Origin of the sequence: Pseudomonas laurylsulfatiphila, from assembly GCF_002934665.1 — a bacterium.
GTDB lineage: Bacteria > Pseudomonadota > Gammaproteobacteria > Pseudomonadales > Pseudomonadaceae > Aquipseudomonas > Aquipseudomonas laurylsulfatiphila.
Map to the genome: position 1 here is coordinate 274,644 of NZ_NIRS01000001.1, position 19,074 is coordinate 293,717.

The window sequence follows — 19,074 nt, forward strand, 5'->3', positions numbered from 1 at the left end:
ATCAGTGAGCAAACAACGAGTTGCCCTTCTGCCCCGCCAGTTTCTCCGGCTTGATCAGGAACCGCGCCAGTGCCGGCAACAGCCACAGCGCACCGAACATGTTCCACAGCAGCATGAAGGTCAGCATCAGACCCATGTCGGCCTGGAACTTGATGGCCGAGAAGATCCAGGTGCACACGCCGATCGCCAGGCACAGACCGGTGAACAGCACGGCCTTACCGGTAGACTTCAGCGTCTGGTAGTAAGCCTCTTGCAGCGGCAGGCCGGCACGCAGGAAGCTTTCCAGGCGGCTATAAATGTAGATGCCGTAGTCCACGCCAATCCCCACCCCGAGCGCTACGACCGGCAGGGTCGCCACTTTCACGCCGATGCCCATGAAGGCCATCAGCGCGTTGCCGAGCACCGAGGTCAGCACCAGCGGCAGCACGATGCACAAGGTCGCCGCCCAGGAGCGGAAGGTGATCATGCACATGACCGCCACACAGATGTACACCAGGATCAGGATGGTCAGCTCGGACTTCTTGATCACCTCGTTGGTGGCCGCCTCGATCCCGGCGTTACCGGCAGCGAGGATGAACTCCAGGCCTTCCTTGTTGTTTTCCTTGGCGAACTCCTGCACCGCATGCACCGCGCGATCCAGGGTCTCGGCCTTGTGATCGTTGAGGAACACCAGCACCGGCGCCAGGGAGCAACTATTGTTGTACAGGCCGTCGGCGCGGGCAATGGAGTTGTTCAGCACATCAGGGTTACGCGACAGGGTTTCCCATTTCAGGTTGCCTTCGTTCATGCCCTTGATCATTTGCTTGGACACGGTCACCAGGGAAATCGCCGACTGCACGCCCTCGGTGTTCTGCATTTTCCACATCAACTCGTCGATCGGCGCCATGGCTTCATAGCGCGAGCAACCTTCGGACTTGGTCTTGACCATCACCACCAGCACGTCGGAACTGGTGGAGTAGTTGTTGATAATGAAGTTGTTGTCCTTGTTGTAGCGCGAGTCCGGACGCAGCTCCGGGGCACCCTGGTCGAGGTCGCCGATTTTCAGGTTCTGGCTGTACCACAGGCCGCCGCCGAAGGCGATCAGCGCCAGCAGAATGGAAACCGGGGCGACTTTGGCGCTGGCGAAATTCGCCAGCAGGCGCCAGAACGGATGTTCGCGGGTGGCGTCTTTCTTGCTGCGGGCCACGGCACGCTTACTGATGCCGACATAGGAAATCGCCACCGGCAACAGGATCAGGTTGGTGAACACGATCACCGCCACACCGATGGACGCGCCAATCGCCAGCTCGCGGATCACGCCGATATCGATGATCAGCAGCGTGATGAAACCCACGGCATCGGCGAGGATCGCAATCATCCCCGGCAGGAACAATTGACGGAAGGTGCGACGCGCCGCCGTCAGGGCGTTGTCCGCCTCGCTCGATTGCAGGGCGATCCCGTTGATCTTCTGCACGCCGTGGGAAATACCGATGGCGAAGATCAGGAACGGCACCAGCATCGAATAGGGGTCGAGCCCGAAACCGAAGAAGTGCATCAGGCCGAGTTGCCAGACCACTGCCACCAGCGTCGTGCTCAACACGGCGACGGTACTGCGCAGGCAGTTGGTGAACCACAGCAGGAGGATCAGGGTGATGACGAAGGCGATGCCGAAGAACATCACCACCATCACCAGGCCATCGATCAGATCACCGACCTTCTTGGCGAAACCGACAATGTGGATCTTCACATTCGGGTTCTGCGCTTCGAACTTGGTGCGGATCTTGTCTTCAAGCTCGTGGGAGAACTTGCGGTAGTCCAGCGCCAGCAGCTTGCCCTGGTCCTGCGGATCCGGGTAGGACTCCAGCAACGGAATGTCGACGATGCTCGATTTGAAATCGTTGGACACCAGGCGCCCGACCTGACCGGACTTGAGCACGTTGTTGCGCAGTAAATCGAGACTGGCCTGGGAGCCGTTGTAGCTCTGCGGGATCACTTCACCGCCGGCGAAGCCCTCTTCCGTCACCTCGGTCCAGCGAATGCTGGGGCTCCACAGCGACTTCAGACCGGAACGGTCGACACCGGAAATGTAGAACACCTCGTCGTTGATCTGACGCAGGGTCTCCATGTACTCCTTGGAGAAGATGTCGCCATCGGTGGCTTCCACCGAGATCCGCACGGTGTTGCCCAGGTTCGCCAGATCGTTGCGGTGCTCCATCATCTTCTGGATGAAGGGGTGCTCCAGCGGGATCATTTTTTCGAAGCTGGTGGACGGACGGATCAGTGTCGCCTGCCAGAACAGGAAAATACTGACCAGCAGGCAGATCGTAATCACTGCCGGACGGTTGTTGAAGATCAGGCGCTCGAGGAACGTCGCCTTGTCCTGGTGATGCGTACTCAAGGAAGTCATAGCTCCGCCTTCTTATTATTAACCCGGCTCATTTGCCCGACTCGGTGCCGTTTGGCGAGGTGACGCGAACGCCGCCCTGCCCGGCCAGAACCAGATTGCCATTGCCTGCCGCCGTCACTGCCGAGACCGAAATGCGGTCTGGACGGTTGACCACCTTGAAGGTTTCGCCATTGTCACTGCTGCGAATCACCGAACCGCCGTTGCCGACGATCACGATCGAACCATCGTCGAGCAGCGTGCCGCCAGACAGCCCGAACTCCAGGTCGCCGCGCTCAGCCTTGAGTTCGACTTGCTCCCAGGTGCTGCCGAAATCCGTGGAGCGGTAAAGGTTGCCGCGCAGTCCGTAGGCCAGCAGCGTATTGGCCTGCGCCGTGCCGATCACGCCAAACAGCGAACCTTCGTACGGACCTTCGAGCTTCTCCCAGGTCTGGCCCCAATCAGCGGAGCGGAACATGCTGCCCTGCTCGCCGACGATGAACAGCCCGGCATCCTTGACCGCGGCGATCGCGTTCAGGTGGTACTGGTCTTCGTTGTCCAGGCGGTCGCTGGCGTCCTCCCAATGCTTGCCACCGTCGGTGGTTTCCATCAGCGAGCCATAAGCGCCCACGGCAAAACCGCTGTCGACGTCCTTGAACCAGACATCGAGCAGCGGCGATTCACGATTCAGATCTTCGAATTGCTTGGTCCAGGTCGCGCCGCCGTCCTCGCTGGCGAGGATCTGCGCGTCATGGCCGACGGCCCAACCGTGCTTGTCATCGACAAAGAACACCGACGTCAGCAGGGCCCGGGTCGGAACCTTGGCCTGGGTCCAGGTCGCGCCCTGGTCATCGGAATACAGGATGTGCCCACGATCCCCGACGGCCACCAGGCGCTTGCCGGCGTGGACGACATCGAGCATCAGTGTTTTGGCAGCCTTGGCGGATTCAATGGAATAAACAACATCGGATGCTGGCGCCGCCGCGGCCAGCACAGGTGCCGACAGCATGGCAGAGCCCAACAGCGAGAGCGCTGTGGCCAGCAACGCTAATTTGCGCAGTGCCGGCGGGCGGCAGATACCCACACCCATGACAGGCTCACTCATAGACCTTCTCCCATTATTATTGTTAGGTCGTTCAACCTTTCTGGGCGCCGCAAGGATGCGTGTCTGGACCGGCTGTTTCAGAGCATAGTCCTGAAACCCGCCATCCAGAGCCCCTTCGGAAGCTGGACTATCCTATCGGTGTTTTTTAATGTCTGACAATCGACGCCACGTTATCTTTTGTTAACCGAGGGGGATGGGGGCTTGGTCTGAATGGTTGGGTATTCGGTGGGGTGATTGCGGTTTTGGGGTGGGTGTTCGGTGTGCATATCCGTTGCTGCGGTAACGGCTACTTATGGTTCCGCTTTTACAGCGGGTCACTTGGAAAAGCCCCAAGTAACCAAGCGCTCTTGCCCCTGACGTTCGGTGCCTCGCCAAGGCTCGGCATTCCCTCGCTCCGGTCCTGCTCCGTGGGCCCGCCGCGATCGGCCATCCATGGCCGTACGCGGCTAACCCGGCATCCATGCCGGGTTGCCCACTGCGCAGAACCTCCACTCGGCCTCTCGAGGGGGCGTGCACCGCAAAAGCCAAAGCGAGGCGGCCTACCGGCCGGCCTGATCGCGATTGAACGCGTTTCCCTGTAGGAGCGAGCCTGCTCGCGAAAAACGCCGGGACACCGCGGGTACTCAGACAGCCCGCGTCATCGTTGACGTCCATCGCGTGCAGGCTCGCTCCTACAGAGGACTGAGTACCGCCGCGCAATTCAGGTCGACTGTCAGGCCGCCATCGCTGGCAAGCCAGCTCCCACAGAAGAGCAAAAGCAGATCGACGAACACCCACGCTTTTCACCACTCAACAGGCCGAGCGTTAGCTCGCCTGCAGCTCTTGATCTTGATCCACCCGCCCCCTCGGCAGGCTGAGTGGAGGTGTTCATCCGGGGATGGGCGCGCAGCGCCGTTCGACGCAGTCGAACTCATTGCATGTAGGTCGAAGCGAAGCCGACCGGAGGGCAATGCCCCCGGATGAATACCGCAGCGAAGGTACCCCGAGCCTCAGCGAGGGGCCGTACGTTCGGGGCGAGCGTTTTTTGCTTCCTTTTTTAGGCGCTTGTAAAAAAGGGAGTCGCCGTAAGGGCGAAACCGCCAGCCGCCGCTACCAAAAAAACGGATATGTACTCAATCAACCAAGAACCTGGTCGGCCCGAAGGCCGCCAAGGTCAACAGCAGACTCAAGCCAAACTCTTGCTGACCACCTCAAACACATCACTGGACAACTGCCCCGAACCCCGAATCCGCTCCAGCTCCCCCTTCATCAAAGCCTGCCGAGCACCGTCATACTTGCGCCAGCGAGTCAAAGGCGCCAACTGCCGAGAAGCAATCTGCGGATTAAACCCGTTCAGCTCGATCACCAGATCCGCCAGGAAGCGATACCCGGAACCATCCGCCGCATGGAAGTTGATCAGGTTCTGCCCGGCAAACGCACCGACCAACGCCCGCACCTTGTTCGGGTTCTTGATGTTGAACGCCGGGTGCTGCATCAACGCCTTGACCCGCGCAAGTCCTCCCGGCAACACGCTGCCGGCCTGGACACTGAACCACTGGTCCATGACCAGCGGGTTGTCCTTGAAGTGCTCGGCGAAGCTGGCCAGGGCCTTGGCCTTCTCGGCCTCGAACGGAGAATTGACCAACACCGCCAGCGCGGTCAGGCGTTCGGTCATGTTGTCGCACGCGTCGAACTGCTCCAGCGTCGCCGCCAGAACCTCCGGCTTGCCGCTGAGCATCAGGTACGACAGCGCGATGTTCTGCAAGGCACGACGGGCAAAATGTTCCGCCTCGGCCACGTACGGAGTTTGCTTGGAAAGCTCGCGATTGGCCTGGTAACGCAGCCACAAGCCTTCGAACAACGCGTCAGCCAGTTGCTTGCGGGCAAACTCGCGGGCGTTGTGAATCGCCTCGACATCCGCCACTTCGCTGATTTCGGTCAGGTACGCTTCGCTTGGCAGCGAGAGCATTTCGGCGACCATGGCCTGATCCAGCGACGCGTCCGAGAGCACCGTGTGCAGCGCCGACACCAGACGCTGATCGAGCACCAGGGCTTCGCCCTTCTGCTGCTGGGCGATCAATTCCTGCAGCACCTGCACCGACAGTTGCTGGCCGGCATCCCAGCGGTTGAAACCGTCGCTGTCGTGCTGCATCAGGAACATCAACTGATCGCGGTTGTACGGGAAGCTCAGTTTCACCGGCGCCGAGAAACCACGCAGCAACGAAGGCAGCGGCTGTTCGGCGATGTCGACGAAGGTGAAGGTCTGCTCGGCTTCGGTCACGGAAATGACCCGCGAGGTGCCTTGCGCGGTAGCTTCACCGGACAGACGCAGGGCAATCGCTGCCCCTTTGGCATCCAGCAGCCCCAGCTCGACCGGGATCACGAACAGCAGTTTTTCAACCTTGTCCGGGGTTTCCGGGCAGCTCTGGCGGAAGGTCAGGCTGTAGGTTTTCGCCACGGCATCAAAGGACTCGCTCACCGCCAGACGCGGTGTACCGGCCTGGCTGTACCAGCGCTTGAACTGGGTCAGGTCGACACCATTGGCATCTTCCATGGCCTTGATGAAGTCATCGCAGGTCACGGCCTGGCCGTCATGGCGTTCGAAGTACAGGTCGCTGCCTTTGCGGAAGCCTTCGGCGCCGAGCAAGGTGTGGATCATGCCGACCACTTCCGAGCCCTTTTCGTACACGGTCAGGGTGTAGAAGTTGGAAATCTCGATGAAGCTGTCCGGGCGCACGGCGTGAGCCATGGGGCCGGCGTCTTCGGCGAACTGGTGGGTGCGCAGGTACGCCACGTCCTGGATGCGCTTGACCGTGGCCGAGTTCATGTCCGAGGAGAAACCTGCATCGCGGAACACGGTGAAGCCTTCCTTGAGCGACAGCTGGAACCAGTCGCGGCAGGTCACGCGGTTGCCCGACCAGTTGTGGAAGTATTCGTGGGCGACGATCGCCTCGACCCGCTGGTGCGCGGCGTCGGTGGCGGTTTCGGCCTTGGCCAGCACGGCGCTGGAGTTGAAGATGTTGAGGCCCTTGTTCTCCATGGCGCCCATGTTGAAGTCATTCACAGCGACGATCATGAAGATATCCAGGTCGTACTCGCGACCGTAGACCTCTTCGTCCCAGCGCATGGACTTCTTCAGGCTGTTCATGGCGTGCTGGCATTTGTCGATGTTTTCCGGCTCGACGTAAATGCGCAGCGCCACGTTGCGCTCGCTCATGGTGGTGAAGCTGTCTTCGACGCACCACAGGTCACCGGCCACCAGCGCAAACAGGTACGCCGGTTTCTTGAACGGGTCTTCCCAGGTCGCCCAGTGCCGGCCATCTTCGCCGGGGCCGGAAGCGATCGGGTTGCCGTTGGACAGCAGCACCGGATAGCTGTGCTGCTCGGCGACGACCGTGGTGGTGAAGGTGCTCATCACGTCCGGGCGGTCGAGGTAATAGGTGATCTTGCGGAAGCCTTCGGCCTCGCACTGGGTGCAGAACATCGTGCCGGACTTGTACAGGCCCTCCAGCGCGGTGTTGGTTTCCGGGTGGATCCTGACACTGGTATCGACCGTGAAAGTAGCGCTGGTCGGGTGCAGGGTCAGGTGATTCTCGGTCAGTTGATACTGCGCTGCAGTAAGCGCCTGGTCGGCCAGGGTGACCGACAGCAGTTCCAGCTGCTGACCATCCAGCACCAGCGGCGGCAGCCCCGGGCCACGCTCGGGGTTGCGGCGCATCACCAGTTGCGCATGGACCAGGCTGTGGTCCTCGTACAACTCGAAGGTCAGGTGTGTTTCGTCGATCAGGTACTCGGGCGCCTGATAGTCCTTGAGGTAGATCATCTTCGGTTGTTCGGTGCGCATGCTGGAGTCCTTACTGATGCACGGCGAGCTGGTAAGCCGTGTATTTACGAATGTTGATCACGCCGGTGTCGAAGATCAGGTATTGGCCCTTGACCCCCATCAGCGTGCCTTCGGCAATCGGGTTCTTGTCCAGGTTGAAGCTGACAATCTTCGCCGGGTATTGCTCGACCGGGTAGCGGATTTCCAGCGGTTCGACGCCGACAACCGTCTGGATCGCCTGCAAGCCGAATCGTTCCTGCAACCCTTGCAAGCCTTCAGCGCAGCTGTCGAACAGTTGATCGCGGACCTCGGCCAGGTTCACCGCCGCCGCATCGCCCTTGAGTAAAGCACGCCAGTTGGTCTTGTCCGCCACCTGGCTGCGAAACAGATCCTCGACGAAACCCGACTGCTGCCGGGTTGAGACGCGCACGATCGGCAAGGCCTGGCTCGCACCCTGGTCGAGCCAGCGGGTCGGCAACTGGGTGGCACGGGTAATCCCGACTTTCACCCCCGACGAGTTGGCCAGGTACACCACGTGATCGGTCATGCAGAACTTCTCGCCCCACTCCGGCTCACGGCAGGTGCCGGCGTCGAAGTGGCAGCGCTCCGGGCTCATGATGCACACGTCGCACTGGGCCAGCTTGGTCATGCACGGGTAGCAGTAACCCTGGCTGAAGCTGGTTTTGGTCTTGCGTCCGCAATGGGTGCAGTGGATCGCCCCCAGGTATTCCAGGCGCACCGTTGTGCCGATCAACGGATTGACCGGGACCTCCGTTTCGCCCAGACGGAAAGCGTATTGCACGTTCGGCCCGTCAAGGCGTGCCGACATTTTGCTGATTGCACCGCGGCCAATCTCGATCAATGGATGGCATCCGACTTGAACAGGATGTTCGGCACTTCGATCGACTTCGAGGCGCATTCCTGCGGCCCCATGTAGCCGGTACGCTGGTCCTCGGGCAGGTTCTGGATTTCCCAGGCGATCATCGCCTGCAGCGACAGCTCGCGTTGTTCGGCGGTGAGCTTGCCACCGTCGGACCATTTGCCGATTTCCACGGCCAGTTTCAGGCTCTCGTAGATATCCGGGGTGATGTTCTGGATCATTTCGTTAAAAGAGGACATTGGGTCTCCGTCTCTTTATTGCATGTTCTTGAATTAGGCGGCCAGTTTACGGCGGTTATACAAACCGCCCAACAAACCGGTGAAGCATCCGATGAGTAACCCGCTGACGTGGGCCGCGTTGGCGATTTCGCCGAAGCCGATCATCGAGACCAGCCCGGACAGGCACAGCAGCAACCACACCAGCATCATCACCAGCACGCCGCGCGGCAGGCGATAAGCCGGGTTCGGCGCCAGCAGCTGGAAGATCCAGCAATGTCCAAGCAGGCCGTACAGTACGCCGGACAGGCCACCGAACAAGGTCGGGCCGCTGAAGTAGTACTGGGCGTAGTTGGACACCAGGCTGAACAGCAGGGTCAGGCCGATCAGGTTGATGCTGCCCTGGCGCGATTCGATGCGCCGCCCCAGCTCCCAGTACCACATGCCGTTCATCGCCAGGTGCAGGAAGCCGAAGTGGATCAGCATCGGCGTGAACAGGCGCCACCACTGCCCCGCCGCCAGGCTGTCGGCCAGCGGTGTGAAGTGGAGGTATTCGCCGACTACACGAAATTCGAGGAAGGTCAGCCAGCGCATCGTTTCCAGGTTGTCACCGAGCAAGGTGATCGCACCGACGATGATGCTCAGCAGCAATACCAGCGCAGTGGCCCTGGCGTATTTCAGCTGTTCGAAAAAGCCCGGACGCTTGATGGTCTGCGCCACCGGAATGTCCAGTTGCTGGTCGGGATCGCCCGCCGGAAACCGTTCGTACAGGGCGCGCACGTCTTCACTGATGTTGTCCGGCACCCACAGCACCTGCTCGCCCGCTTCTTCGCTGACCCGATGGGGCACTTGCATGCGTTTGAGCAAGGTGACGAACCCGCTCAGGTCCACCGCCAGGGGCAGACGCAATACCGCTACAGCACTCATTGCAGCACCTCCGGCCGCTCGACATCGACCCAGACGAATTTATCCGGATCGAGGCGGGTTTCCTGATCCAGTCGGTAGGCAACCAGTTTGCCGTAGAGCACTGCGCTGTAATCCAGGCAGGCCAGGTTCGGGCGGATCGGTGCCGGTTTGCCGCTGCGCCAGTAATGGCCGACGAACAACAACGGTTCATCGATGCCATAGCGCAGCAAGCTGTTCTTTTCAGTGGATGTCAGCGGCGTCCGGGCCACGGGCTCAGGCAGCGCGTCCGGCTGGAACACGATGTCGCCGTAGGTTTTCGGATCGTCTTCCCAGAACTTGGTGCGGAAGAACGAACGCACCAGGCCGTCGCCGCTGGTCATGGTCAGGCCATGGGGCAAGCGCATGTCGGTGCCGCGCAACAGGCGATCGAACACGGTGCAGGCAAACGAACCCGACTCCGCCGACGCCTGGAGAAAATGCTCGTCGACACAACCGTTGGGGAACAACGCTCGCAGCGGCTCGATCAGCCCGGCATCCCAGCAGGCGTGGACCACGCGAAAACGCCCGGCATCAACGAACAGCGGCAGCTCATAGAACCATTGCTGGAAGTCGTGCCAGTCAGCCGGATGGCCTTCGAACTGGGTCAGGGTTTCTTGCAGCAGGCGGGCATGGCGCGGCGTGTGCTCGCGCACGAACTGCTTGCCGCTGCCGGGCAGCGCCGGCGTGCTCCAGCCCAGCGCATTGAACTCATGGTTGCCCATGATGCACAGCGCCTGACCGGCCTCGACCATGTCGTGGACGATATGCAGCGCCTCGCGAATCCGCGGGCCGCGGTCGATGATATCGCCGACGAACACCGCCATGCGCGACGCGTGCCGCCAGACGCCGCCCTGTTTGTGATAACCGAGTCGGTCGAGCAAGTGCTCCAGGGTCAGAGCGCAACCGTGCACGTCACCGATCAGGTCGTAGCTACGCGCGGGATCGAGCATCAGTCGCCTCCACCCCCCAACTTGCTGCCCCAGCCGAGCTTGGTCCGGCAGACTTCGTAGTAGTTGTGGTCGAGCGGGTGAATCAGCCGCAGTTTCTGGGCTTTTTTGCTGACGGTAATGGTGTCGCCGGGTGCGCAGGTGAAGTGGTTCTGCCCGTCGCACGAGACTTGCGGGTAAATCTGCATATCCTTGGACACGACGATTTTCAGCTCACTGTTGCCATCGACCACGATCGGTCTACCCGACAAGGTATGGGGGTACATCGGCACAATAACAATAGCGTCGAGCTTGGGGTGCATGATCGGCCCGCCGGCAGACAACGCGTAGGCAGTGGAACCGGTCGGCGTGGCGACGATCAGGCCGTCGGCCTTCTGGCTGCAGACGAACTGGCCGTCGATGTACAGCTCGAATTCGATCATTCGCGTGGATTTGCCAGGGTGCAGCACGACATCGTTCAGGGCATCGCCCTGGCCGATGGCCTCACCATGGCGGCGGACTTCGGCCTGCAACAGGAAGCGGTTTTCCACCAGATAGTGGCCATCCAGCACTTCGGCGACCTTGGCTTCCAACTCGTCGGGGCGGATGTCGGTGAGGAACCCCAGGCTGCCCCGGTTGATGCCGAGCACCGGAATATTGTGTTTGGCCAGCGCCCGGGCAGCGCCGAGCAGGCTGCCGTCACCACCGACCACAATGACCATGTCGCAGACTTCGCCGAGCATCTTGCGCGACGAGGTTTGCAGGCCGTGCCCTGGCAGCACTTCGGCGATGGTGTCTTCGAGGATCACGTGCAGGTGACGATCGAGCAGAAACCGTTTCAGTCGGCGGACGGTATCCAGCACCTGGGAACTGCCCAGGCGACCGATGATGCCGATATTGCGAAATTGCTCCATGGGGCTCCTGCGGGGATCTGTGTGGCGGCGAAAACCACGATTATGGGCGAAAGCCGCCCGTAGACAAAATCCTTTCAGCTTCAAGGGGGTGCCCGGGTTTCGGGCTATGCTCGCAAGATGATGCTATTTCCGGATTTGCTCCACCTGCCCCATCAGTTACGCCATCCCGAAGTGCGTGACCTGGCGTGGGTCATCCTCGCCCCGCCCATGCTGGACGATACCCCGTGGCCGCAACGTCACCCGTTGGCCGGCAGCGACTGGGTGCAGGCGCCCGACCGGCTGGAGCAGTGGCTGCGGCAGCTGGACCGGGACAGTTATGGCTTGCTGCACTGGCTGGCCCAGGCCCGCACCCGCCGCCTGGGCCTGTACTACGAACGCCTCTGGCAATTTGCCGTGCAGCACGCGCCGGGCATTGAGCTGATTGCCGCCAACATGCCGATTCGCCGCGAAGGGCACACCCTGGGTGAACTGGACATGCTGCTGCGCGACCGCGACGGCGTGCATCACCTGGAACTGGCGATCAAGCTCTACCTCGGCCCGCAATCGGGCGACGGGCATGACACCGCCCAGTGGCTGGGTCCCGGCTGCCACGACCGGCTCGACCGCAAGCTGGCGCACCTGAGCCAGCATCAACTGCCGATTTCCGCACGCCCCGAGAGCCGTGAAGTGCTGGCGGCGCTGGATATCCAGGCCTTCAGCGCCCATTTGTGGCTGGGGGGTTATTTGCTGTACCCCTGGCCCGGACAGGCCGCCCCGCCGTCGGGTGCCCATCCGCAGCATTTGCGCGGGCGCTGGCTGCATCAAAAGGATTGGCCGGCGTTGGTTTCCCAGAGCGCGCCCGGTCGCTGGCAACCCTTGCCCCGCCATGCCTGGCTGGCACCGGCGCACTATGCGGCGGAGCACACCTGGACCCCTGAACAGATGCGGGCATGGCTCGATGGCCTGGACCCGTTGGCGCCGGCACAACTGCTGGTACGTCTGACGGAAAATGCCAATGGCGACTGGGAAGAGGCCGAGCGCCTGTTTCTGGTGGCGGATCTTTGGCCGAATGTGCCGGGACAGGGATGAGTTTTGCATTGCCTGAGCCGGCCCCTTCGTCGGATCGCCGCCCGGACCAAGCCCGCTCCCACAGTAATCTCGGCGGATACAAAATCTGCACTCGACCGAGATGGAATGTGGGAGCGGGCTTGCTCGCGAAGAAGTCAACACGGTCTACCTGAGAAGCCCCGAAAGCACGAAGTCTGCCCCGCCTACAACCGAATCACATGCCCCTCGACGGGTGGGACCTGGCCATGGAACAAACGTGAAATGACACTTTGCGCGGCCTCATAACCTCGACTTTCAATGACTTCCAGCAAGGGATTTTCCCGAGCTGTCACCTGCCGAAAAAACCGCAGCAACCCTTCGCCAATATGCTGGCTGACCCCTTCCGGCCCCCATTCGGCATTGCGCTTGCGGATCTGGATCGGCGCAAAAAAGAACACCGGTTGTGGCCCTTCGATAGCCGTCAACCGTGCCTCATCGGTACTTTGCGCAGAGCCGGCGAAGCAGCTGTAGACCAGTTGCCCGGCAAAGTGCTGGTGCACCCGATCACGTAGATCCAGGTCGCCGGAAAAATCCACATACAACGTAGGACGGTCACCGGCCAGGGTCGCCAACTCGGCATAGGACACCACGCGCTCGTAACACCCGAGGTTTTCGACAAACGCCTTGTTGCCGGCAGATGTCAGCGCCACACGTTCCAGTTGCGGATGATTCTCCAGACACACGGCCGTGCCGTAGGCGGTTTTGCTGGAAGCGCTGGAGAACACCAGGCGGGTCGCTTCGAAAAACCGATTGTCTTGCAGGAAATCCGCCAGCATCGATGAAGTCAGAAACAACGGCTTAAGCAGAATCTGCAGGTTTTCGGTTTCAGGCCTGTAGAACGCATCCCAACCGCAGCGCGTGTATTGGTTGTACGCCGAGGTCAGCCCCAATCGGTGTTCAGCCCCATCGTAGAACCCACGTTCGGTGACCCGTTCCGGGCGCATCCACAGGTGGCTGGCCAGCGGAAAGTAGCCGTAGAAGCGCTCGCCCACTTCGATGCCGGTCACGGTTGACGCAATGACGTCCGCGAACCCCCAGGCCGGAATGTGGCCCCAGCCCTCCTCGACTGCGGGAAAGAAACCCCAGTAGTTCATTGAATTGCCATAAGCCGCGTACGTAATGTTGTTGGTAGTCAGTGCGCAACGATCAATCTTCAGGATTACCTCGCCGGCTGCCGGAACCAGGCTACGTCGTTCCTGCTCTATGCGGCTCTGGTCCAGAGCATTTTTACGGGTAATCAGGCGTGTTACCGTGGTGAAATCCTGCATGTTCGGTCTCCTGCTGCGACACGGTGGCGGGTCACACAAGAGTAATGACTGCCGATGAAGAGTGGGTTCGGAAACACCAGGGGCGACTCGCCCCCCCTCAATTCCCGCGCCAAGCCGCTGAAACGACCCAGCCAGGCTCGGGCGATTTTCACCGTCGAGGCGATTTACGAGGCTTTTGTTCGGATTTGGCAGCGCAACGGCTGGTCAAGACTGACCACGCGGGAGGTAGCACTGGAGGCCGGTGTGGCGATTGGCACGCTGTATGACTATTTCCCGAGCAAGAAAGCCCTGCTGTCGGGTTACATTCGGCATCGCCTGGATGTACTGCTGGCGCAAATGGATCAAGACGTCATTCAGGCAAACGACCTGGACTGGCTGGCGCGCATCAAGCGACTGGTGCGCCTGACCTGCGACCCTGATGATCCTCGCCAACCGCTGTTCAACCATGCCGTGTCGCTCATCGAGCATCAGATCGCCGAACCCAAGCATCACCGAAGGGTGTACGAGGAACTGTCGCAAAAATGGCGGGAAGCCTTCGCGGCCTGCGGCGATTTGCCGACGCAGCCGTCAGCGCCGACTATTGAAGCCTGGGTCATCATGGCCTGGGGCGGTCGTCGCTACTGCATCACGACACAACCGGCGGCGGAACAAACCGCCGCCTGGCTGTCGGAAATGGAAGCACTGGTTTGCAGCCGATTGACCAGCGCGTCGCGGGACTGAGCGCTGGCAAACGAACATCAGACTTTCTTGTGCTGCTCGACCCATTGCCCATAGGCATTGATGAAACTTTGCAGGAACGGCTTGACCGACTCGGACAGCTTGCCCGCCTCGTCGAACGCCGAACCGGCGTTCCCCAGATAGGCCTCAGGTTGCTGCATCAGCGGCACATTGAGGAACACCATGGATTGACGCAGGTTGTGGTTGGCACCAAACCCGCCGACGGCCCCCGGCGAAACGCTGATAATCGCGCCTGGTTTGCCGTTCCAGGCACTTTTCCCATAGGGACGCGAACCCACGTCAATCGCGTTTTTCAACGGTGCCGGCACCGAACGGTTGTATTCCGGGGTTACGAACAGCACCGCGTCGGATGAACTCACTTGTTGTCGGAAAGTGCTGTAGGCTGCCGGCGGTGAAGCGCCATCGATGTCTTCGTTGTAGAGCGGCAGGTCGCCAATTTCGACGATGTTGAGCTTGAGATTGGCCGGTGCCAGTTCAGCCAGGGCCCGTGCGACCTTGCGGTTGATCGATTCCTTTCTCAAGCTGCCGACCACGACGGCGACCGAATAGACGTTGCTCATGGGAATGTCTCGACTGTCCGATATGAAGAGCTTGTAGTTATAGATGACGATTCAAGCAGCGGGCGACTGAAAACGCCGTCCCTGACTATTTTTTTCCTGTAGGAAAACTTACCTCACCCAGGCACGGTCTACAGAGCCGCAAATTGAGTGATTTATCTCCAGAGGTTCTAAGCAGATGGCAGCAGTACTCGTCGGTCAGTTCCATGCAAGAGACGCGGAAGGCCGTATTTATTCGGTGCACGAGTTCCAGGAATCCACCCCGGCGGTAGACGGTTCAGGGCCTGTCACTACCTATAAGCTGGCCATTGGCGACCGTGTCAACAAGGTCGACGACAATGAATTCATGCTGGTGCAAACCGGCGTGACCATTACCCGTGAACCGCAAACCGTCAGCGCTTCATAACTGGTCGTTATGAGCAGAAGTCATATGCGCGGACTTGGGGTAGGATTCAGCCACTGACTCCTCCACCTGCTGAACATGGACTTCACGCATGCGCTTACGCCATATCGAAGTGATCCAGGCGCTCCTGCAGACCGGTCACCTGGGTACCGCCGCCGAATGGCTGCAGCTGCCAGTGGCCGAAGTCGAGCGCTTGCTGCGCGACGCCGAGGATCAGTTGGGGTTCATGCTGTTCGCCAGCGTTCGCGGACGATTGCAGGCCACCCGCGAAGCGCAGCAACTGCAGGTGGAAATCGCCCGGGTCTACGACGCGCTCGAACCGGTGCAGCGTCTGGCCAACAGCCTCAGGCAATACCTGGCGCCGCCGCTGCGCATCATCTGCACCCCACCTCTGGCCAACCAATTGTTGCCACACAGTATCGCGGCCCTGCGGCGACGCCTGCCCGACGCCCCTTGCACACTGCTGAGCCAGCCGACCCGCGACATCGTCAGAACCCTGCTGCTGCGTGAAAGCGATCTGGGCCTGAGCCTGCACGACCCCGATCACGCCGACCTCGATTGCCAGGTGATTGCCCAGGGCAAACTTCAGTTGCTCGCCCCCCATGGCTGGCTGCAACCGAAACAGAAATACATTTCACTGCAGGACCTGGCCGGCCAATCGATGATCGGCCTGGAGGGGCACGACCCGCTGAGCCCGGCATTGGAAAACAAACTGCACGGCTTGCGCCCTGCCCCCGTGATCCAGACCCGGGTGCAGACGCACCAGATGATGCGCAGCATGGTCGAGGCCGGCGAAGGCCTGGCCATCGTCGACCCCTTCACCGCCCTCGGCGCCAAAGCCTCGGGACTGGACAGCTGCCCGCTGGCACCCGCCATCCCGGTCAGTCTCTACGCCCTGTCCCTGAAAAACGCCGAAGCATCTCCGGCGGTTCAGACCCTGTTGGCCATCGTCACGGAACAAGCCGCGGCGATGCTGACGAACTGAGCGGGTTTTCCAGCGGGTTTTCGAATATTCGATACCAGAACAGCGCCACTTCAGCGGTGTTCGGATCGATGCCGCGATAGCGCAGGTGGTCGATCCCGCCGATCATGTAACCGCAGCGTTCATAGAGCCGGCAGGCTCCCAGGTTGTTGTTCTGGGTTTCGAGCATGATGCCCGGGAGTTTCTTCTTGCGGCTCCAGAACTGCGCCACATCCAGCAGGGCCTTGGCCACGCCGTGCCGTCGGGCCGGTGCATGCACCGCCAACTCGTCGATATGGGCAAAGCCGTTCCAGTTGGTGCTGACCACCAGGTGCCCCACGGGCTCGTCATCCAGATAGGCCATGAAAATCGCGCTGTCGGCGGCATCGCGAAAGCTGCTGAACTCCTCCGGGTCGATGCCGTAGCACTTGCGGTAAGGCGTGATCGGCGTCACCGGCCACTGTGCGACCGGTTTGCCGATTTCGGCCGCACCATAGGCTGCGACTTCAAAACTGAAATCACTGCCCCAGATGTAGGCGGCAAAACCTTCATCGGCAACCCGTACCGACAACCCTGGATAATTCGGATTTATAACCGGCTGCATACTGGGAAAGGTCCTCACTCCTTGATGCAATCGACGGTGTAGCACCGCCCACTGCCCTGATCTTCGTGTTGCAATCCGTGCACATCAGCAACGAACCCCGGGAAACTGCTATCGAACGTGCGGGCAAACGCCAGGTAATCGATGATCGAGCGGGTCGACTCGGTAAAGCGTTCACCCGGCATGATCAACGGAATGCCGGGTGGATACGGCACCAGCATCACCGCGGCGATCCGTCCGAGCAGCGCATCGATCGATACGGCTTCGACTTCACCCCGAACCAGTTGATCATAGGCGTCCGCCGGCTTCATCGCGACTTCCGGCAGTACGGTGTACATGCGCTTGAGGTGCCTGGCGGTGGCATTGCTGCGATAACAGCCATGCAACTGATCGCACAGATCACGCAGGCCCATGCCCTGATACCGCGCGACATTCTCCTGCGCCACGCAAGGCAGGCAACTGGCCAGACTGACGTTGGCGTCATAGCTGCGCTTGAACTCCAGCAACTCGGTGAGCAGCGTGCTCCACTTGCCCTTGGTGATGCCCATGGAGAACAGCACCAGGAACGAATACAGCCCGGTTTTCTCAACCACCAGGCCACGCTCCCAAAGGAACTTGCTGACCACCGCCGCCGGAATCCCGCGCTCGCTGAGGGCGCCACCGGCCGTCAGCCCCGGCATCACCAGCGTGACCTTGATCGGGTCGAGCAGCACATAATCGTCGGTCACGCCGCCAAAGCCGTGCCAGTCGGCCTCCGGTTGCAGCAACCAGTCCTCGGTGACGACCCGCTCGATGCCTTGTGCCGACGGCGGTTGCCAGATCGAAAACCACCAGTCATCAGCGGCAATATGCTGGCGCAAGTTAGCCAGCGCCCGGCGAAAACTCAGGGCTTCGTCGAACATTTCCTGCAACAGCGAACGCCCGGCCGGCCCTTCCATCATGGCCGAAGCCACATCCAGCGAGGCGATGATGCCGTACTGCGGCGAGGTCGAGATGTGCATCATGAACGCTTCGTTGAAGCGATCCCGGTCCAGTTGCCGCGCGCCGCCATCGCGCACGTGAATCATCGACGCCTGACTGAAGGCCGCCAGCAACTTGTGGGTGGAATGGGTGGTGAACACCAACGGACTGTCTTCATCACGGGACGTGCCCATGCCGTAGCGCCCGGCAAAAAACTCATGGAACGCCGCATAGGCGTACCAGGCCTCGTCGAAGTGCAGCACCTCGACGCTATTGCCCAGTTGCTGCCTGATCAGTTCGGCGTTGTAGCAGAGGCCGTCATAGGTCGAGTTGGTCACTACGGCGAGCTTGACCTTCGGCGAACACCCCTTTGTCAGCGGGCTGGCGTCGATCTTGGCCTGGATCGATTCGCGGCTGAACTCGCTCAGGGGAATCGGGCCGATGATCCCCAGCTCATTACGCTCCGGACACAAGTACAGCGGGATCGCGCCGGTCATGATGATCGAGTGCAGCACCGACTTGTGGCAATTACGGTCCACCAACACCAGGTCATCGCGAGCGACCACCGAATGCCAGACAATCTTGTTGGCGGTGGACGTGCCATTGATCACGAAAAAGGTGTGATCGGCGCCGAAATTACGGGCTGCGCGGGCCTCGGCTTCAGCCAGGGGGCCGGTGTGATCGAGCAAGGAACCGAGCTCCGGCACCGACACCGAAAGATCCGAGCGCAGGGTGTTTTCCCCGAAAAACTGGTGAAACGCCTGCCCGACCGGGCTTTTGTGATACGCCACGCCACCACCGTGACCGGGGGTGTGCCAGGAATAGTTGGAATCTGCGGTGTGCTGCACCAGGGCCTTGAAGAACGGCGGCAACAGTCCATCGAGGTATTTGCGCGCAGCACGGGCTACCTGCCGGGCAAGAAAGGGCACGGTGTCTTCAAACAGGTAAAGAATGCCGCGCAACTGGTTGAGCTCGGCCATGGCATCGGCGGGCGCGTTTTCCAGGGTCACTTTTTCGCCTAGGGCGAAGATCGGCAGATCCGGCGCACGCACTCGCGCCAGACCGATCAGTTCGGCCATGTTTTGCAACAAGTGAGAATGGGTGCTGGCGTCCTCGGACGCTATCAACATGCAGGACAAGCCATGGTAGGTCGACGCCACCAGTCGTCCTTCGGTGTAGTCCACCGCCGAAACGACGCTGAAGCCTTCCTGCTCCAGCTCCCGGGCAATCCCCCGCACGCGGTCGCCGGCGACGCTGTCGGCCTTGATGTCGCGATGGACAATCAGGACCGGGAATTTCAAATCTTTATACATGAGGCTCAGTGTCCTGAGGCGGCAGACCAGAGCCTGCC

The 19,074-nt window shown here is 60.9% G+C and carries 16 protein-coding genes; 4 read left to right on the forward strand and 12 right to left on the reverse strand.

From position 1 onward, the window contains the following. Position 1: 1 nt before the first annotated feature. The 8 genes from CD175_RS01220 to CD175_RS01260 all read right to left on the reverse strand — a co-directional run bounded on the left by CD175_RS01220 (position 2) and on the right by CD175_RS01260 (position 11,149). On the reverse strand, positions 2 to 2,386 hold the full coding sequence (locus tag CD175_RS01220; protein WP_104447335.1) for an efflux RND transporter permease subunit: 2,385 nt from the start codon (positions 2,384 to 2,386) through the stop codon (positions 2 to 4). A 28-nt stretch (positions 2,387 to 2,414) separates the two neighbouring features. Then, positions 2,415 to 3,467 (reverse strand): WD40/YVTN/BNR-like repeat-containing protein, encoded by a 1,053-nt coding sequence (locus tag CD175_RS01225; RefSeq protein ID WP_104447336.1) that lies wholly within the window; start codon positions 3,465 to 3,467, stop codon positions 2,415 to 2,417. Between the two features lie 1,165 nt (positions 3,468 to 4,632). Beyond that, positions 4,633 to 7,290 (reverse strand): aminopeptidase N, encoded by a 2,658-nt coding sequence (gene pepN, locus CD175_RS01235; protein WP_104447337.1) that lies wholly within the window; start codon positions 7,288 to 7,290, stop codon positions 4,633 to 4,635. A 10-nt stretch (positions 7,291 to 7,300) separates the two neighbouring features. Further along, on the reverse strand, positions 7,301 to 8,131 hold the full coding sequence (locus CD175_RS01240; protein ID WP_104447338.1) for a DUF2797 domain-containing protein: 831 nt from the start codon (positions 8,129 to 8,131) through the stop codon (positions 7,301 to 7,303). Then, positions 8,128 to 8,388 (reverse strand): YeaC family protein, encoded by a 261-nt coding sequence (locus CD175_RS01245; protein WP_007979148.1) that lies wholly within the window; start codon positions 8,386 to 8,388, stop codon positions 8,128 to 8,130. The genes CD175_RS01240 and CD175_RS01245 overlap by 4 nt, the downstream gene beginning before the upstream one ends. Before the next feature lie 33 nt (positions 8,389 to 8,421). Next, a complete protein-coding gene (locus tag CD175_RS01250) occupies positions 8,422 to 9,291 on the reverse strand; it encodes a rhomboid family intramembrane serine protease (protein WP_104447339.1) in 870 nt (289 codons plus the stop codon). Continuing rightward, positions 9,288 to 10,262, reverse strand: coding sequence for a metallophosphoesterase (locus CD175_RS01255; protein WP_420849089.1), 975 nt, complete (start codon positions 10,260 to 10,262; stop codon positions 9,288 to 9,290). Before CD175_RS01255 ends, CD175_RS01250 begins: the two co-directional genes overlap by 4 nt. Beyond that, positions 10,259 to 11,149: an NAD(+) kinase gene (locus tag CD175_RS01260; protein WP_007979142.1), complete on the reverse strand. Its 891-nt coding sequence runs from the start codon at positions 11,147 to 11,149 to the stop codon at positions 10,259 to 10,261. Before CD175_RS01260 ends, CD175_RS01255 begins: the two co-directional genes overlap by 4 nt. Before the next feature lie 117 nt (positions 11,150 to 11,266). Here CD175_RS01260 and CD175_RS01265 point away from each other — a divergent pair, with 117 nt between their 5' ends. Beyond that, positions 11,267 to 12,217: a DUF1853 family protein gene (locus tag CD175_RS01265; protein WP_104447340.1), complete on the forward strand. Its 951-nt coding sequence runs from the start codon at positions 11,267 to 11,269 to the stop codon at positions 12,215 to 12,217. Positions 12,218 to 12,399: 182 nt separating this feature from the next. On the opposite strand, the gene CD175_RS01270 is transcribed toward CD175_RS01265, so the two are convergent. Beyond that, the gene (locus CD175_RS01270; RefSeq protein ID WP_104447341.1) at positions 12,400 to 13,503 is read right to left on the reverse strand and encodes a DUF2855 family protein; all 1,104 of its coding nucleotides are present in this window, start codon (positions 13,501 to 13,503) and stop codon (positions 12,400 to 12,402) included. 54 nt (positions 13,504 to 13,557) lie between these two features. On the opposite strand from CD175_RS01270, the gene CD175_RS01275 reads away from it, so the two are divergent. After that, positions 13,558 to 14,223, forward strand: coding sequence for a TetR/AcrR family transcriptional regulator (locus tag CD175_RS01275; protein WP_104447342.1), 666 nt, complete (start codon positions 13,558 to 13,560; stop codon positions 14,221 to 14,223). 17 nt (positions 14,224 to 14,240) lie between these two features. Here CD175_RS01275 and CD175_RS01280 read toward each other — a convergent pair whose 3' ends face one another. Further along, on the reverse strand, positions 14,241 to 14,801 hold the full coding sequence (locus tag CD175_RS01280) for an NADPH-dependent FMN reductase (protein ID WP_007979138.1): 561 nt from the start codon (positions 14,799 to 14,801) through the stop codon (positions 14,241 to 14,243). A gap of 175 nt (positions 14,802 to 14,976) precedes the next feature. Here CD175_RS01280 and CD175_RS01285 point away from each other — a divergent pair, with 175 nt between their 5' ends. Both CD175_RS01285 and CD175_RS01290 read left to right on the forward strand, forming a co-directional pair. Next, entirely contained in the window at positions 14,977 to 15,204 is a 228-nt protein-coding gene (locus CD175_RS01285) for a hypothetical protein (RefSeq protein ID WP_007979133.1), read from the forward strand. 88 nt (positions 15,205 to 15,292) lie between these two features. Beyond that, positions 15,293 to 16,186, forward strand: a complete 894-nt coding sequence (locus CD175_RS01290; protein ID WP_104447343.1) for a LysR family transcriptional regulator — start codon at positions 15,293 to 15,295, stop codon at positions 16,184 to 16,186. On the opposite strand, the gene CD175_RS01295 is transcribed toward CD175_RS01290, so the two are convergent. Next, positions 16,152 to 16,766: a GNAT family N-acetyltransferase gene (locus tag CD175_RS01295; RefSeq protein WP_104447344.1), complete on the reverse strand. Its 615-nt coding sequence runs from the start codon at positions 16,764 to 16,766 to the stop codon at positions 16,152 to 16,154. The two genes, CD175_RS01290 and CD175_RS01295, sit on opposite strands and share 35 nt — an antisense overlap. A 14-nt stretch (positions 16,767 to 16,780) precedes the next feature. Then, positions 16,781 to 19,036 carry an Orn/Lys/Arg family decarboxylase gene (locus CD175_RS01300; RefSeq protein ID WP_104447345.1) on the reverse strand — a complete coding sequence of 752 codons (2,256 nt, stop codon included), beginning with the start codon at positions 19,034 to 19,036 and terminating at the stop codon, positions 16,781 to 16,783. Positions 19,037 to 19,074: the final 38 nt, after the last annotated feature.

Excerpts from the sequence above, each read along its gene's own strand:
- CD175_RS01220 (WP_104447335.1), bottom strand. The coding sequence starts at position 2,386 with ATGACTTCCTTGAGTACGCATCACCAGGACAAGGCGACGTTCCTCGAG.
- CD175_RS01225 (WP_104447336.1), bottom strand. The coding sequence starts at position 3,467 with ATGAGTGAGCCTGTCATGGGTGTGGGTATCTGCCGCCCGCCGGCACTG.
- pepN (WP_104447337.1), bottom strand. The coding sequence starts at position 7,290 with ATGCGCACCGAACAACCGAAGATGATCTACCTCAAGGACTATCAGGCG.
- CD175_RS01245 (WP_007979148.1), bottom strand. The coding sequence starts at position 8,388 with ATGTCCTCTTTTAACGAAATGATCCAGAACATCACCCCGGATATCTAC.
- CD175_RS01250 (WP_104447339.1), bottom strand. The coding sequence starts at position 9,291 with ATGAGTGCTGTAGCGGTATTGCGTCTGCCCCTGGCGGTGGACCTGAGC.
- CD175_RS01260 (WP_007979142.1), bottom strand. The coding sequence starts at position 11,149 with ATGGAGCAATTTCGCAATATCGGCATCATCGGTCGCCTGGGCAGTTCC.
- CD175_RS01265 (WP_104447340.1), top strand. The coding sequence starts at position 11,267 with ATGATGCTATTTCCGGATTTGCTCCACCTGCCCCATCAGTTACGCCAT.
- CD175_RS01270 (WP_104447341.1), bottom strand. The coding sequence starts at position 13,503 with ATGCAGGATTTCACCACGGTAACACGCCTGATTACCCGTAAAAATGCT.
- CD175_RS01275 (WP_104447342.1), top strand. The coding sequence starts at position 13,558 with ATGAAGAGTGGGTTCGGAAACACCAGGGGCGACTCGCCCCCCCTCAAT.
- CD175_RS01280 (WP_007979138.1), bottom strand. The coding sequence starts at position 14,801 with ATGAGCAACGTCTATTCGGTCGCCGTCGTGGTCGGCAGCTTGAGAAAG.
- CD175_RS01285 (WP_007979133.1), top strand. The coding sequence starts at position 14,977 with ATGGCAGCAGTACTCGTCGGTCAGTTCCATGCAAGAGACGCGGAAGGC.
- CD175_RS01290 (WP_104447343.1), top strand. The coding sequence starts at position 15,293 with ATGCGCTTACGCCATATCGAAGTGATCCAGGCGCTCCTGCAGACCGGT.
- CD175_RS01295 (WP_104447344.1), bottom strand. The coding sequence starts at position 16,766 with ATGCAGCCGGTTATAAATCCGAATTATCCAGGGTTGTCGGTACGGGTT.
- CD175_RS01300 (WP_104447345.1), bottom strand. The coding sequence starts at position 19,036 with ATGTATAAAGATTTGAAATTCCCGGTCCTGATTGTCCATCGCGACATC.